We start from the raw sequence: 15,503 nt of genomic DNA on the forward strand, positions 1-15,503 counted from the left end.
TTGATTCCTACACTGTTGACCTAGCTCCAACACTCAAGGCAAAGGCAAAGTAGCCAACAATTGAGGTACAATTCGTGCTTTGGTTTGCTGCTCGAAAGCATAGGCGATAGCGATTAAATCAGCTTCTTTATATGCTGTGGAAAAAAACGAAATACCAATGGGAAGCCCATGCACTTCACCCGCAGGCACCGTAATACTTGGGTATCCAGCCATAGCTGGCATAGACGAACTAGAGATACGATAATTGTCTCCATTCACCTGATCTATGACCCACGCAGGGTCTCCGCTAGGTGCTACTATAGCATCTAACTGATGTGTAGAAATGGCCAAATCTATCCCTTCTACTCGAGAAATTTTCTGGCAGAGAGCCAAGGCTTCTTGATAGGTTTCATCGTTCAGGTCACCTTTGGTTTGTGCCAATTCAAATATCTCTTGCTGAAAATAGGGCATTTCTTGATCTTTGTTAACTCGATTATAAACGATCAGGTCTTCTAAATTTTTATAGGGGAAATCAGGCTTCAGTCCACCCAAATACGCATTCAAACCATCTTTGAATTCATACAATAGTAGTTCATACTCTGCATTACCCAAATAATGCATTTCACCCAGTGCTATAGAATCTATCAAAATCGCACCAGCTGCTTTCATAGCTAAAAAAGATTGCTCCATCACCGCATCCACTCCTTCGTGCTGCCCCATAGGCCCTCTGAATATACCTATCCGCTTACCTTGTAGTCCTTTAACATCCAAAAACTGCGTGTAGTCCTGATAAACTACTGCCGCAGTATCCTGAGTAGCTACATCGTTTGAATCTACACCCACTAGCGCACCTAACAACGTAGCAGCATCTGCAACCGTACGAGCCATAGGCCCTGCAGTATCCTGTGTTTTAGAAATAGGAATAATACCAGTCCTGCTCCACAATCCTACAGTGGGCTTGATACCTACCACGCCATTGAGCGAAGACGGGCAAACAATCGACCCGTTAGTTTCTGTGCCTATAGCAAGTGCACAAAGATTTGCAGAAGCGGCCACACCAGAGCCTGAACTCGACCCACATGGACTCCTGTCCATCGCGTAAGGATTACGTGTTTGCCTGCCTCGACCACTCCATCCACTAGAGGATCTTTCCGATCGAAAATTGGCCCATTCACTGAGATTGGTCTTGCCTAGCAACACTGCACCAGCCTCACGAAGTTTGGCTACGATGTAGGCGTCTTCTTGCACCTCGCTCCCCAGCAATGCCAACGAGCCCGCAGAAGTCTCCATCTGATCGCCCGTATTGATATTGTCTTTGATCATGACTGGGATGCCATGCAAGGGGCCTCGCAGCTGCCCTGCTTTCCGCTCAAGATCCAAAGCCGCAGCTATAGTCAATGCATCTGGATTGAGCTCTAGGACGGAATGCAAACCATCCTCTCCTTGATCTACAGCCTTGATACGATCGATGTATAACTGACATAGTTCAACAGCAGAATAGGTTCCATCGCTCATAAGCTGCTGAAGCTCAATAATGGTTTTCTCTTCAAGTGGGAATGACTCTGAATGTTGATTTTCAGATGTCACACAGCTTAAGTTAAGGAGCACTAATAGCACATAAAAACTGAATACTTTTTTCATTTCTAAATCAGGGTTAATTCTTTAGGGTTATGATCATGATAAAAATACATTACATTTTTTACAATGATTACAATTCTCCTGTCTCGCCTCCTTTTTGAGCTGTTTAACGGAACTTTAAGTACCAGTTTTCAGTAGATTGAATACATACAATTAGAAAAACGCTCAACATGAAAAAAGAAACAATCGCCATCCATGGCGGGTACACTTCCGAACCCACTACTAAATCCGTAGCGGTTCCCATTTATCAAACAGTAGCATTTGAATTTGATAATGCGCAGCATGGTGCTGACCTGTTCAACTTGGCCGTACCTGGCAATATCTATAGCCGAATCATGAATCCTACTGTAGATGTACTGGAACAAAGAGTAGCTGCACTCGAAGGAGGAGTAGCCGCACTCTGCGTAAGTGCTGGTATGGCAGCAATCAACTATGCCATCTTGAATTTGGCAGAAATGGGGGACAACATCGTCTCTACGCCTCAACTATATGGTGGAACATACACCCTTTTTGCTCACATGCTACCCAAACAGGGTATTGATGTGAAGTTTGCTAAATCTGCCAACGCAGAAGATATCTCCGCACTGATCGACGAAAACACCAAAGCGGTCTACTGTGAATCTATCGGGAATCCTGCTGGAAATATCTGCGACATAGAAGCGATCGCCAAAGCAGCGCATGCCAAAGGTGTACCGCTGATCGTAGACAATACCGTAGCTACCCCTGCACTAATCAAACCCATTGAACTGGGTGCCGACATTGTGGTACATGCGCTGACCAAATACATAGGCGGTCATGGCACTACACTAGGCGGCATTATTGTAGATGGCGGCACATTCGACTGGGCCAAACACAAAGAAAGATTTCCTGCTTTTAGCACACCAGAGCCTTCATACCATGGCGTAATATATACGGAAGCGTTAGGGCCTGCTGCCTACATAGGTAGAGCCAGAACAGTAGCCTTGCGAAACACAGGATCTGCCCTTTCTGCCATGTCTGCCTTCCAAATCCTACAAGGATTGGAAACTTTAAGTTTGAGAATGGAGCGGCATGGTGATAACGCATTGGCTGTAGCCAAATATCTGGAATCGCATGATCAGGTGGAATGGGTACGATATGCAGGACTAGCATCTAGTGAATACCACGACTTAGCTAAAAAATACTGTGATGGCAAACCTGCTTCCTTACTTTCTTTTGGCATCAAAGGGGGATTCGCTAACGCAGAGAAATTTTACGATGCCTTGGGACTATTCAAGAGACTGGTCAACATCGGTGATGCTAAATCTCTGGCGTGTCACCCAGCCTCTACCACCCACCGTCAGATGACACCCGAAGAGCAACTCCAGGCTGGCGTCACTGAGGATCTTATCAGACTATGTGTTGGCATCGAACACATCGACGACATCATAGCCGATCTCGATCAGGCATTAACAGCAGCCAAATAATACTGGCATGAGTCTACAGTAGGCTCAGCATACTAAGAGGCTACCACAAAAGGCAAATTGTAATGATTTAGCTTCGTGTGGTAGCCTCTTTTTTGTTATTCAAAAGGATTTTAAAAACGACAGGTTTACATTTGCTGCTGATAAGCGAAAAACATGGAAAATCACCGTACAGAAATCACAAACGACATCACCCAGAGTATCCGTAATTTTCTTGACGGAAAAAAATACAGCCAAATAGCTGTAATCTGTGATGAAAACACAGAGGAACATTGTTTGCCTATCGTCTTGAACGCTTTGCCTGAGCACTTCTTGCTCCGTATAGAGAGTGGTGAAGAAAACAAGCACTTGGGTACCTGTGAGCAACTGTGGATGGCTCTTACTGAGGCAGGGTTCGATCGCAAAGGTCTCGTGATCAACTTAGGTGGGGGAGTGATTGGCGATATGGGAGGTTTTGTAGCCAGCACTTATAAGCGTGGCATGGACTTTCTGAATATCCCTACGACACTATTGTCTCAGGTAGATGCCAGTGTGGGGGGCAAACTTGGTGTGGATTTTCATGGCTTCAAAAATCATATCGGCATCTTTGCAGAACCTCAAAATGTATTAATTGACACTTGTTTTTATGAGACACTTCCTGCGAGGGAACTCCGCTCTGGGTTTGCAGAAGTGATCAAACACGGTTTGATCTATGACAAGACTTATTGGGAGAAAGTAAACACCATAGACCTGGCTGATGCCAATTGGGCAGAACTAGTGACTAGATCTATAGCTATCAAGAAAGAAGTAGTGACTGCAGATCCTTTTGAGTCTGGACTAAGGAAAATCTTAAATTTTGGTCATACCCTGGGGCATGCCGTAGAATCTTACTTCCTTGACAAAGGCGATCAAAAACTGTTGCATGGCGAAGCTATCGCCGTTGGCATGATATGCGAAGCCTACCTTTCACAAAAATATACAGGCTTGAGCCCAGAAGAGCTGGACGAGATCGCCAAATATCTGATCAAAATCTATCAGCCTATAGCCATAGAGAAATCACTCTTTGATGAAATCATAGGGCTTACGCTCCAGGATAAGAAAAATGAAGGCGGTGTAGTGCAATTTAGCTTGTTAAAAACAATAGGCGAGTGCCAAGTGAATATTCCAATTTCAGCGCCAGATATGCTAGACAGCTTGTTTTATTTCAACAAACTGGTGGATTAAATTTCTTTTAACAATTCTTTCACCCCATAATCTGGACTAGTCAATATTTCTCGTTCGAATAACTTGAGATGACGCTTTGCTCCTTCCATGGAAGCCTGTGCTAAAAACACCACATCAACTTCAGTTGACAAGTGTTCTATTTTTTGAGCAATGCCTTTTTCATACTCATCCTGTTGACCTGCCTCGAAGAATTGCCAACAATCAGTACAATCTATGGGGATGATTTCTACTGCTTTGTTAATGACAGTCGCCGAGTCCAACAATAGTTTCTGACTGGCTTTATGTGTAGAAGATGCTGCATAAGCCATGCCTATTTTCTTATAGCTGTTTACTAAATATTCGGCGATGGGTCTATCTATTCTGGCCACTCCTCCTTCCTGATCGGATGCTTCTCCGTAGGTAGAGCACGAACAAATCACAAGCGAGGGTTGCTCCTTTTTGATATTCACAATTTCGCTCTTAAATAGCTGGAAGTCCACTTCACCAGTACGCAAGGCTGTGGTGAGCAATTGCTCATTGACAAAGTGTTTGACAACAACTTTATCATCGTATTGACGAACTAATTTTTCAAACTTGTCTGCATTGGAGGCAATCGTGTGTAAAAATGCTATCATAATTATTGTATACACTTCTGTTTACCCCATTGGCAAACAGAAGGTATTTAGCTATTCTTAGACGAACAAATTAACCTTGGTATCGATATCTTCTGAAACGATTTGATCATCTACAGGATCTATCTGTATTTTGCCATTTTTAAAATAGAGGTATGTAGCTAACCCTACCGTAACGCCCGCTGTTGCCCCTGCAAACAACTTGCTCAAAATGCCTTTTCTTTTCTTGTGTGTGTGCTTCATCGTAGTATTCTTTGACCTATCTATATAACAACTTTGGGTACTATATCCCTCAAGCCATGGTTTGAATTAATTAAACGGATTTTTTCAACAATAGATTTTCAAAACCGAGATCAACAATAGATTAAGTTTAAGTTTCTTGGTTCAGGGGATTATCTATTGTTGATCTCCAATTAAGTATAAGCAAGTACGCTTCTATTTAAATTAAAATCCTGTCGAATGACTTCATTTTCCTGCCTAGCCTTTAATATTGCAACTTTAAAATTCAAATCAAGAACATGAGCGGCTCCATTCGATTAAGCAAACCCACAACAACATTAACCCTCGATGTTCCTCTGACTTCCTCCAAAAGCGAGAGTAATCGTGCCCTGCTATTGAATGAATTGGGTGGTGGCAAGTCTGAGCTAAAGAATTTATCCTCGGCTCGAGATACTGTCACGATGACAAGATTGCTCGATATCAATGAACATACGCTAGATGTGCTTGATGCAGGTACAGTGATGAGGTTCATGACTGCCTACTTGGCCATGGGTAAGACGGAGAGAAAAATAACTGGTACACCGAGAATGTGTCAACGACCAATCAAACTGCTCGTGGATGCACTTAATGATCTGGGTGCTAATATCACTTATGAAAAAGAAATAGGCTTTCCTCCTCTCCTTTTCAAACCATTTAGCCAGCAAAAGACCAATCAACTGACTATACCTGGTAATATCAGCAGTCAATATATATCTGCGCTACTAATGATCGCACCTACCTTGCCTGAAGGGCTTACGATCACACTAGAAGGGGATATATATAGCCGTCCATACATAGAAATGACGCTCAACCTGATGAAGCACTTTGGGGTGTCTGGTCAGTTCGAAGGACATACGATCACTGTAGCACCTCAAAATTATAAGTCCAACAGTTATACCATTGAGTCAGATTGGTCTGGTGCCAGTTACTGGTATAGCTTGTTCGCCTTGGCTGAAGACGCCAAAATCACCCTTAAGGGGTTAAGAGAGATATCAAACCAAGGCGATCATGCCATTGCTTCCATCATGGAAGGGTTGGGTGTGAAGTCGACCTTTGATGGCGAAACGGTAACGTTGAGCAGAGGCGATATCCTAAAAGAAATGACGATTGATTTCAAATCTTGTCCTGATCTGGCTCAAACCGTAATGGCGTGTGCTGCCGCTCTAGGGGTAAACCTCAAAATGACAGGTCTTGAAAGTCTCCGAATCAAAGAATCTGACCGAACGGCTGCTATGGCAACAGAATTGGCCAAGATAGGTGCCACACTTGAGGAACATGAAAACGGTCTTTGGGTGCTGACTTCACCAGACAAACCACAGGTTTCTGGATTGATTTCGTTCGATACGTACGACGACCACAGAATGGCGATGGCTCTAGCTCCTCTATCTATGAAATTTGACTGTGAGATCCACGAACCCGAAGTAGTAGTAAAATCATACCCCGAATACTGGGATCATTTAGAAATGGCAGGGGTAAAAATATTGAAATAATGCAATGAAGAAAATCAACCTCACCTTTATACTCACCTTCTGTTTTGCTTGTGCTTTCTCTCAAAACAACCTTGACATTGGGCATTTCATTACCAACACAGGGGAACTCATTGACCAAATGCTTGCTTTTGATCCTGCAGAAGGACAAACCATCATTATTTCTGTCAACACGAAGGAAGACTTTCTTTCAGGTTACTATATCAATAGCAACAACGAAAGAATAGATGGCTATATCAAAGGATCATACCGATCTACAGAGTTCCTATTCAAACCAGACCAAGAAGCAGAATCAATCAAGATAAAAGTGGAGGAAGCTACTGGCTACAAAGTAGGACTTGACTCCTTTGTCGTGATGCAAAGGACAATCCCTGTCAACAGCAGCTATGACACACCTATCATCAAAAATCCGTCCTTTGTTTTGGTAGAGTCGCATGACGACAATTTGGTTTTGTATAAATCCAACAACAGCACTTGGCCATATTTCTTTGAATACCAAGACAGTATATACCGAGTCCCTTCCTCTCCCATGGGTTTTAAAGACCTGATGTCCCGTCTGTTTGACGAACTGCATCCTATGTTTGAATATATAGAAAACAACAAATTGAAAGGCGCAGGCATTATTCAATTTGCAGATGCTTATCACACCTATCAAAAATTTATAAAAAAAGACACCCTCTACCTCGATAATCACTATGCTAAATGCAAAAAAAGCAAAGCTAGCTTCTACGCATTAGTAGAAGATTTTAATGGCAGTGAATTTCAAATCACATACTATGGCATGGATGACATTAAAATAATGACTGGTCCTTACTCTTCTTTAAAACCCACAAAAAACGATGGAGACTTCACTTGGTACCATACCAATGGATTAGTTAGAAAAAAGATGACCTATAAGTATGGAGCGTACACCGAATTATACACTTATTTCAGAAATGGCCAGTTACACCTTGATTATAGTCCACCTTCTTTTTTAGGGGTTTATTACGACCATGTCTATAGCCCTACAGGCAAGGAAATGGTGGACACAACAAAACCGAAGCAGTTTGAGACTTTTTATGATAGCACGCGTGCCCGACAGATCAAACGACAATACAATCGTGGAATAATGATTGAAAGTGCGGTATATGAAGAAGGAGAAAAATCCTACATGCAACTCACCAAGAGAAATGTAAAATTCGCAAAACCTTCAAACAAACTTTGGGAGTATTTTGAGTCTGTTTTATGCTATGATGACCTAATGGTTCAAAACGAAGAAGAAGGAATCGCTTATGTGAGGCTATTAATAGATGAAAAAGGAAAACTAGATACCGTAGAAGTGCTTAGTGGAATCAGTGAAACCACAGACAAAAAAATAATAGAAGCTTTCACCAAGACGGATGAAAAATATCAAATATGCAAGCCCGCTATGGATTTCAACGGCTTTACAGTTCCTCAAGAAGTAGTAGTGCCCATCAATTTTATAATTCAATCAGACATTATTAGAAACAATTACTATTACTACAATCCTGCATTTGATCACCAAATGATGCATCAAATTAATTTTGACAATATCCCTGTCCCTACTCGACCTACAGGGTTCTAAATGAATGATCCTCGGGCCAAGTCCACGAGGTATTAACTTTCTAATCGGTTAATTGCTTCGACCAGAGGGTCGGGGCATTAAACCCAATGGGCTATCGCCCTGCGATTAAAACCTTACCGAAACGGCATACCCTACCCAGGCCGATAGGTGCAAGTCTCCTTGGGTACTTTCATAAAAAGAAGGATGGTCGAGGTCTCCATAAGTATCTGTGTCTGCATGGTAGATTTTGGTCAGGTATAGATTCAGCACCGGTCCAGCATTCACCGACAGGTGCTTGCCGATTTGATACCCCACATTGAGATTTAGTCTGTTGAGTAGATTCAAATCATCGGCATTGCGATCTGGCTGTTCGATGTTGTGAGCGGCCAATTCCACATTGCCATACCATTTGGGCCTAATCGTGAACTGGCTCCCAAAACCTACGCCATAACTCCACAAATTGTTGTTTGATGGGTCTATACCTGCACTCAGTACCGTGTAAAATCGGTAGATCCCAGATCTAAACGCCACTTGATACGGCATGAAATCGTTGTGCTCCGCTGCGAATTGATGCATGCCCGACCGAACGATGTTGATCAAGCCAATAGGTGTACCACTAGATACTGTGTCCGAAATATTGACAATGCCTAGCTGCATCCCTTTGAGTGTTTTTGTGACATTAAGAAATCCGCTGATTTGGGCTCCACGAGTAGCCTTGCTCTTATTCAGAAATCCTGACACCTGAGCACCCTGAACAGTCTTGGCTGAATTTAAAAAACCAGCAGCTTGCAGGCCGTTCATTTCTTTGGTAGCAAGATTCACAAAACCAGCAGCTTGCACGCCATTGACCTTGTTGGAGATATTTACAAATCCAGCTGCCTGTACGCCTTTTACATCATCTGTTACCACATTGAGAAAGCCTGCTGCTTGTACCCCATGGGTATAGCCTTTGGTGGTGTTGATAAACCCTGCCAACTGGACTCCATGAGACGCTCCTCCCACGGCATTGCCAAACCCGGCCATTTGCAAGCCGTTCATTTCACGCCGACCGATGTTGTACAATCCGCCCAATTCTACCCCGTTTACACCGTAGGCATACCCTGCCAATACATTGACTGAAATTTTATTTCTCACCTGTCCACTTAGTTTTCCATTAGAGCCAATCATGGGCACCAACGACACTTGCCATATCCGTTCTTCATCCATACGGACATTGCGAGCATTCTTCTGCGATTCGTCGGAAGTGAAAAACTGAACAAGTTTTTTGGTCTCTATTTCAAACCGATCCTTTACGGAAGTTTTTTCTTTTTTGATAGGCTGAAGCGCCAATGTCATTTCTGAGATGTCTTGTACCTGAATGATTGTATCTTGATAATTTTCTCTACTAATCGCAAAAGTGACGTAATCGGTTTTAGCCGAAACTGTTAAGTCAAATTGACCTCGCGTATCTGTGAGTGTAGCATTTAGTTTATTTATTTCATAGATGGTCACATCAGGGATTACTGCGCCTGTTTCTGCATCCTTTACCGCTCCAGAAAGTTTGACTGGATGCTTCTTTACTTCTTCTTTTTTGGGTTGGATAATGATGTAACTTCCTCTGTACTTAATATCGAAATTTGCGCCAAGCATTTTTTTCAAAACCAGATCCAAAGGTACTTGTTGAAAAGACTCATTAACCACACGGTCAGCAGGTATATGATCTGGATTATAAGACAACTTCACTCGATCAAAGGTATTGACATCGCTAAGCGCTTGCCTTAATGGTGTATTTTTAAAATCTATCGTAATCAAAGGGCGGGCAGGTTCTTGTGAACTCGCTGGCAAAGCGATCAGCCATAAAATACACCCGAGCAAAATGTAAATGCTACTGCGGACATCCATATCCTGCTAGCAAATATGCATGTCCTTGATTAGACCAAACCAGATTAAGTGTTTCTGCCATGATATCTAATACATTTTCCACGGGTTCGTTTTCGAAATCTACGTTGATTTTACAATAGGCAATATCTGGATTGGAGTATTCTACTTTAACCTCATAAACTTCTTGTATGGTACGTACCGCCTGGGCAACTGTAGCGCCTCTAAACGATAGCTTTTTGGTGCGCCAATAGTTGTGCATACCTACATGGTCTATAGCTACTTTCACAAGTGTCTGACTGCTACGATAATACACCCCCCTAAACCCTGGGGTAAGGATTTCCTCTTTGCCACCTACCGACATCAATACTCGTCCAGTGTCTACACTCACAATGACACTATCAGCATTGGCATTGTTTACATTAAAAGATGTACCTAGCACCGTGACCTGTATTTCGTCCGTTTGAATCACAAAAGGTTGATCTGGGTCTTTAGTTATTTCAAAATACGCCTCTCCTTTCAAGACTACATTTCGCTGATTCTCCTTGAACCGATCTGGATAGATTAATTCACTTCCTTTATTAAGGGTCACATTTGACCCATCTGCCAATTCTACCCCTTGCGTCTCCGCTACAGCCACTGTAGTCTGTGTTTCTACCTGACTGAATAAATAAGCGAACCACCCCGCTCCTGCGACGAGCAATATGGTTACAGCAATTTTCATCCAATTCCATGTTATGCTTTTTTGTGACATAGAGGCTACTGGCTTGCGCCTCTGTACTTTTTCCCACGCCTTCAGTACATCATACGAAGCATGATCACCGCCTATACTCCTCAGGGCTTTCACATCCAACAGAAATACTCTGACACGCTCAAATTCGGCATAATTGGCCTCAGACATGGCCTTCCAAGACAATACAGTTTCCTGTTCATCAGGGCTTACCTCCTCGATGAAATATCTGAACAATAGTTCCTCAGAAACACTATGTCTTTTTCTTTCGCTCATACTCTGCTATAATGTGGACAATTACCTTTCATTTTACCCCCACAAGTTTTTTTGTACTATCGTAATAATCCAAAAAACCAAACTGGGTATATGTTTACTCAATGCAGCACGCATCACTTTCAGTGCTCTTCCCATTTGATTTTCTACAGTCTTGATCGACAAGCCAAGTTCTTCGGCGATCTCCTTATATTTTTTCTCTTCGAATCGACTCATTTCAAAAATCTGTCGACACTTATCTGGTAGCTGATCCAATGCTGCATCTATTTCACCCTGAAGCTCATCAAGTTCTAAAAAATTAGATTCATAACCCTCAGGCTTGCGTCCTTCATAGACTTCGTGCTGCCGCACTACTTTCTTATGCTTGATATGATTGAGACAGGCATTGCGCACAGCTCCATAGAGATACGATTTTACAGCCGTTCGAATTTCTATTTGATCAGACTTAGACCATACATTGGCAAACACCTCTTGCACGATTTCTTCGGCCGTATCATGACACGCCACATACTGATAGGCAAAAGCTGCCAACTGTTGATAGTAGGTTTTAAACACCTTTTCGAAGGTACTTTGATTAGAGAGATCGGTGATGTTTATGGCTATGTCCAAGTCGAATTGCTACAGCTCAACGAAGCTATCAAGATTTGAGAAAAATCACAGACATCAACCCTATTTTTAAAGGCTCATTCTTCCGTTCGACAAAATATCGATTCTTTTCGCATTATTTTTTTTGGTGAATAGGTTGATTTCTGTAGCTTAGTTTGAGCTAAATGGTATAAGAATACCATTCGTTCTCTAAAAAAACACGCTACATACCTTTATTCCTATATGAATTTATTGCTTGCAAAATTAAAACCCCTACTCCTTACGGTTTTATTCCTTTATTCAACAGGGACTATCGGTTTGGCACAAAGTACTAGCCATCAGGAACATGCAAGAATAAATGCCTTATTAGCCAACGCTAAAACCAATCTGAGTAATCAAAACTTAACCACTTCCCTCAATCAAGCCCAGTCCGCACTTAGGATCGCAGAACAAATAGAGGACGTACAAAAAACTTGGGAAGCCGAAAACCTAATTGGAGAGATTTATTTGACACAGAATGATTTTCAAAAAGCCATTCAGCTCTTTTTGGAATTAAGTATAGAAGCAGAGAAGGTCAGAAACTATAGTGTGTCAGCCAATGGCTATTTGTCTCTCGCAAACATCTATTCACACATGGGAGCGTTTGTCAAAGCCAATGAAACCTATGAAGTCGCTTACAATCAATTCAGTCAAATTGATTATGAATTAGGCATGGTGGAGGTAACAGCCGCTGCCAGTCTCAACCATCTTACTGCAAATGAGGCTAAAAAAGCCTTAACCTCATTCAAAAAACTATTGGCTCTAGCCGAAAAAGATAGTTTAGCCTATTTCAAATTGATCGCACATGATGGGCTACTCGAAGCCTATCACAAGCTGAAGGAAGACAAAAAAGGCATTGCCATAGGCGAAGCGTATCTATCCATCATAGCCAATGAAGGAGGAAGTCCACAAATGGCTGCCAATGCCAACAATAGAATGGCTAGTATGTATTTTGAAATGAAAGATTATCAAAAAGCATTAGCTACTTTGCAAAAGTCGGAATCGATAAGCATACAAAACCGCACAAACAATAAAATACTAGTACAGAGCTACTTACAACTTGCCGAAACATATGAAGCGCTAAACAATCAAGCGCAAGCCAATGCCTACCAAACAAAATACGAACAACTCAGTCAATCACTACCTGAAGAAATCACCTACCACCCAGACGATCTCGAAGACGCTGAAACTCTGGCTAGAGAGCTAGAGAGAAACTCTAAAGCGATCATCACTGAAGCCTTTCTTACCAAAAAAGAAGTAGAGCGAAATAAGCGAAAGGATGTAATGAATGATGAACTGGCTCGGTTGAAATACCTAGAACATGAGGCGCTTGTAGGCAACCGAAACATAGGACATACAGCACTAGAAGCTGAATACATCCACCAAGATCTGATGGTAGCTCAACATGAATTCGAAAGCACCGAGCGGCAATCAGAAATATTGAGCTACAAAGAAAGCCTCATTCGCCACCAGTTAGAACTAAAAGTGGCCGAAGAAGAAAAACTCATACTAGAGCAAGAAGCTGAAATACAGAAAAGAAAGCAACAAATCTATTTGATACTGGGCGGAGCTTTTCTACTCATAACCATCATACTCGGAGTAGAATATATAAGAATTAGAAAACTGAATAAGCTACTCAAATCTCAGCAAGCAACAATACACCAAAGAAACGTGGAACTTGAAATGAGTAATGCCACCATTATGGAGAAGAACTCTAAACTCCATAAGGCACACAATGAACTCAAACGTACCCAGGCCAACCTCATACAGGCAGAGAAAATGTCGGCACTCGGCATGCTTACTGCTGGCATTGCCCATGAAGTAAACAATCCCATCAGCTTTGTAAGCAATGGACTGCAAATTTTGGAAGAAAACATCTCAGAAGCATTCGATGACCTGACTACATTCGAACAAATCATCCAACTCAACGATATAGATGAGATAAAGAGCAATTACAATATTTTTAAATCAGAAAACACCAGTATCTCTGTTTTGAAAAAAGATACTGCGGACCTGCTGGGAGATGTCAAATTTGGCGCAAGCCGCATTACCGAAATAGTGGATGGGTTAAGGATTTTCTCTAGAAAAGACGAGAAGAAATTCAAAAAAGCTCACTTACATGAAATTATCGATTCGGCCTTGCTAATCTCCAAATCAAAATACAAAGGTCGTGTACAAATCATCAAGGAATATGGAAGTGATATACCTTCGATCGATTGTTTCCCTGGTCAGTTGAATCAAATATTCATTAACCTAATTGGCAATGCTGCCGACGCCATAGAAGGCGAAGGATGGATCAAAATTATGCTACAAAGTATAGGTAGTAAGTACGTCCGGGTCATCGTACAAGACAGTGGTAGTGGTATGACCGAGGAAGTAAAAAAGAAAATATTCGAGCCACTCTATACGACCAAGGAATCTGGAAAGGGTACTGGACTGGGCTTATCCATATCTATGGACATCATAAAAACCCACCGTGGTCACATAGATGTACGCAGCAAAGTAGGTGTAGGCACAGCTTTCATTCTGACCCTTCAGGTAGACCTTATGAAGTCAGAAAAAAGCTCAAATCAATCCTAACACAGCGGTCAACATTTCACATTAGGTCATCCAGCCTATTCTGTTTAGATTTGCCGATTGGCCTTTGGCAAACTTCTTGCATTCCCGCGGAAAACCGAGGCTATCAAAATCGGAGATATAGAATAATAAAGCAGCTATGATCAGATACAAGTTTTCTAAAAAACAAGATCAAGAATTTACCGCCACCCTAAGATCGAGAGTTAATGCCTATTTTCAAGACAATGGCATAAACAGAGATGCAAATTCTACCATGGTGGTAAAATCGATCTGCTTGTTCGCTTGGTATCTCACCCCCTATTTCATCCTCATTTTTAGTGGCATCACTAGCATGCCTATTTTGATTTCTCTTTGGATAGTTATGGGATTAGGTAAGGCATTTATTGGCACTGCCATAATGCACGACTCACTACATGGATCATACTCCAAGAGCAAAAAAGTAAACTTCTGGATGGGGCTTTCGGCCATGCTCATAGGCGTGGACTCGCTAATTTGGAAGATCCAACACAATGTAATCCACCATACCTACACCAATATAGAACATACCGACGAAGATATTTTACCACGCATTGTCTTTCGCTTCTCACGAAATCAGCCTAAAATGTGGTTTCACAGGTTCCAGCACATCTATGCACCACTATTCTACTGTGTACCACTACTAGAATGGCTAACCACTAAAGATTTCCTAAAAGCATTCGACTATCGGAAAATGCGTTTGATCAAACCAGGAAAAGAATTCAGAACAGAACTATTGGGTATCATAGCTAGAAAGTTCTTCTACTACATCTTCTTCGTAGCTGTCCCTATGATCGTCATCCCTATTCCTGCTTGGATCACGTTAGTCATGATCCTAATCTCTAGCGGCGTGACGGGTATCATGCTTGCGATGATTTTTCAAACGGCCCATGTAGTGCCTTCTGCAGCTTTCTTTGAGATAGAAGGCGAAGAAGTAGATCACAGTTGGTCTGCTCACCAACTGCTTACCACTTGCAACTACGGCATGAATGACAAAATACTAAGCTGGCTCGTGGGTGGGCTCAACTTTCAAGTAGAGCATCACCTATTTCCAGACATTTGTCACGTACACTACCCTCAGATCGCACCTATCGTGCAGCAAACAACCAAGGAATTTGGTCTGCCCTACTATGCTGTAGATACATTTGGAGATGCAGTAGCCAGTCACTTTCACATGCTTAAAGAGCTGGGGCGAAACCAAGAATATGCTGGGCAGCCCGCATACTTTGTAGCAAAGGCCTAAAG

The 15,503-nt window shown here is 42.1% G+C and carries 12 protein-coding genes; 6 read left to right on the forward strand and 6 right to left on the reverse strand.

Features of this window, described 5'->3' with window-relative positions:
- Positions 1-33: 33 nt before the first annotated feature.
- On the reverse strand, positions 34-1,620 hold the full coding sequence (locus N7E81_RS17825; protein WP_263050958.1) for an amidase: 1,587 nt from the start codon (positions 1,618-1,620) through the stop codon (positions 34-36).
- A gap of 167 nt (positions 1,621-1,787) precedes the next feature.
- On the opposite strand from N7E81_RS17825, the gene N7E81_RS17830 reads away from it, so the two are divergent.
- Together N7E81_RS17830 and aroB are read left to right on the forward strand one after the other, a co-directional pair.
- Positions 1,788-3,062, forward strand: a complete 1,275-nt coding sequence (locus tag N7E81_RS17830; RefSeq protein WP_263050959.1) for an O-acetylhomoserine aminocarboxypropyltransferase/cysteine synthase family protein — start codon at positions 1,788-1,790, stop codon at positions 3,060-3,062.
- A 153-nt stretch (positions 3,063-3,215) separates the two neighbouring features.
- Positions 3,216-4,262, forward strand: coding sequence for a 3-dehydroquinate synthase (gene aroB / locus N7E81_RS17835; protein ID WP_263050960.1), 1,047 nt, complete (start codon positions 3,216-3,218; stop codon positions 4,260-4,262).
- Here the strand turns inward: aroB and N7E81_RS17840 are convergent.
- Together N7E81_RS17840 and N7E81_RS17845 are read right to left on the reverse strand one after the other, a co-directional pair.
- Positions 4,259-4,876, reverse strand: coding sequence for a hypothetical protein (locus N7E81_RS17840; RefSeq protein WP_263050961.1), 618 nt, complete (start codon positions 4,874-4,876; stop codon positions 4,259-4,261). The two genes, aroB and N7E81_RS17840, sit on opposite strands and share 4 nt — an antisense overlap.
- Before the next feature lie 57 nt (positions 4,877-4,933).
- Positions 4,934-5,116, reverse strand: coding sequence for a hypothetical protein (locus N7E81_RS17845; RefSeq protein ID WP_263050962.1), 183 nt, complete (start codon positions 5,114-5,116; stop codon positions 4,934-4,936).
- Positions 5,117-5,391: 275 nt separating this feature from the next.
- On the opposite strand from N7E81_RS17845, the gene N7E81_RS17850 reads away from it, so the two are divergent.
- Positions 5,392-6,621, forward strand: a complete 1,230-nt coding sequence (locus N7E81_RS17850; RefSeq protein ID WP_263050963.1) for a 3-phosphoshikimate 1-carboxyvinyltransferase — start codon at positions 5,392-5,394, stop codon at positions 6,619-6,621.
- Positions 6,622-6,625: 4 nt separating this feature from the next.
- A complete protein-coding gene (locus N7E81_RS17855; protein WP_263050964.1) occupies positions 6,626-8,203 on the forward strand; it encodes an energy transducer TonB in 1,578 nt (525 codons plus the stop codon).
- Between the two features lie 105 nt (positions 8,204-8,308).
- Here N7E81_RS17855 and N7E81_RS17860 read toward each other — a convergent pair whose 3' ends face one another.
- Genes N7E81_RS17860 through N7E81_RS17870 form a run of 3 tightly spaced genes read right to left on the reverse strand, consistent with a single transcriptional unit; the run spans position 8,309 to position 11,651 of the window.
- The gene (locus N7E81_RS17860; protein WP_263050965.1) at positions 8,309-10,063 is read right to left on the reverse strand and encodes a carboxypeptidase-like regulatory domain-containing protein; all 1,755 of its coding nucleotides are present in this window, start codon (positions 10,061-10,063) and stop codon (positions 8,309-8,311) included.
- Entirely contained in the window at positions 10,047-11,045 is a 999-nt protein-coding gene (locus tag N7E81_RS17865; RefSeq protein ID WP_263050966.1) for a FecR family protein, read from the reverse strand. Before N7E81_RS17865 ends, N7E81_RS17860 begins: the two co-directional genes overlap by 17 nt.
- 33 nt (positions 11,046-11,078) lie before the next feature.
- Positions 11,079-11,651, reverse strand: coding sequence for an RNA polymerase sigma-70 factor (locus N7E81_RS17870; RefSeq protein WP_263050967.1), 573 nt, complete (start codon positions 11,649-11,651; stop codon positions 11,079-11,081).
- A gap of 219 nt (positions 11,652-11,870) precedes the next feature.
- On the opposite strand from N7E81_RS17870, the gene N7E81_RS17875 reads away from it, so the two are divergent.
- Positions 11,871-14,246 carry an ATP-binding protein gene (locus N7E81_RS17875; RefSeq protein WP_263050968.1) on the forward strand — a complete coding sequence of 792 codons (2,376 nt, stop codon included), beginning with the start codon at positions 11,871-11,873 and terminating at the stop codon, positions 14,244-14,246.
- A gap of 136 nt (positions 14,247-14,382) precedes the next feature.
- The gene (locus N7E81_RS17880) at positions 14,383-15,501 is read left to right on the forward strand and encodes a fatty acid desaturase family protein (RefSeq protein WP_263050969.1); all 1,119 of its coding nucleotides are present in this window, start codon (positions 14,383-14,385) and stop codon (positions 15,499-15,501) included.
- Positions 15,502-15,503: the final 2 nt, after the last annotated feature.

The organism is Reichenbachiella carrageenanivorans, from assembly GCF_025639805.1.
Classification (GTDB): Bacteria; Bacteroidota; Bacteroidia; order Cytophagales; family Cyclobacteriaceae; genus Reichenbachiella; species Reichenbachiella carrageenanivorans.

Coding starts and splice junctions, on each gene's coding strand:
- N7E81_RS17825 (WP_263050958.1), bottom strand. CDS start 1,620: ATGAAAAAAGTATTCAGTTTTTATGTGCTATTAGTGCTCCTTAACTTA.
- N7E81_RS17830 (WP_263050959.1), top strand. CDS start 1,788: ATGAAAAAAGAAACAATCGCCATCCATGGCGGGTACACTTCCGAACCC.
- N7E81_RS17845 (WP_263050962.1), bottom strand. CDS start 5,116: ATGAAGCACACACACAAGAAAAGAAAAGGCATTTTGAGCAAGTTGTTT.
- N7E81_RS17855 (WP_263050964.1), top strand. CDS start 6,626: ATGAAGAAAATCAACCTCACCTTTATACTCACCTTCTGTTTTGCTTGT.
- N7E81_RS17880 (WP_263050969.1), top strand. CDS start 14,383: ATGATCAGATACAAGTTTTCTAAAAAACAAGATCAAGAATTTACCGCC.
- N7E81_RS17865 (WP_263050966.1), bottom strand. CDS start 11,045: ATGAGCGAAAGAAAAAGACATAGTGTTTCTGAGGAACTATTGTTCAGA.
- N7E81_RS17840 (WP_263050961.1), bottom strand. CDS start 4,876: ATGATAGCATTTTTACACACGATTGCCTCCAATGCAGACAAGTTTGAA.
- N7E81_RS17850 (WP_263050963.1), top strand. CDS start 5,392: ATGAGCGGCTCCATTCGATTAAGCAAACCCACAACAACATTAACCCTC.
- N7E81_RS17860 (WP_263050965.1), bottom strand. CDS start 10,063: ATGGATGTCCGCAGTAGCATTTACATTTTGCTCGGGTGTATTTTATGG.
- N7E81_RS17875 (WP_263050968.1), top strand. CDS start 11,871: ATGAATTTATTGCTTGCAAAATTAAAACCCCTACTCCTTACGGTTTTA.
- aroB (WP_263050960.1), top strand. CDS start 3,216: ATGGAAAATCACCGTACAGAAATCACAAACGACATCACCCAGAGTATC.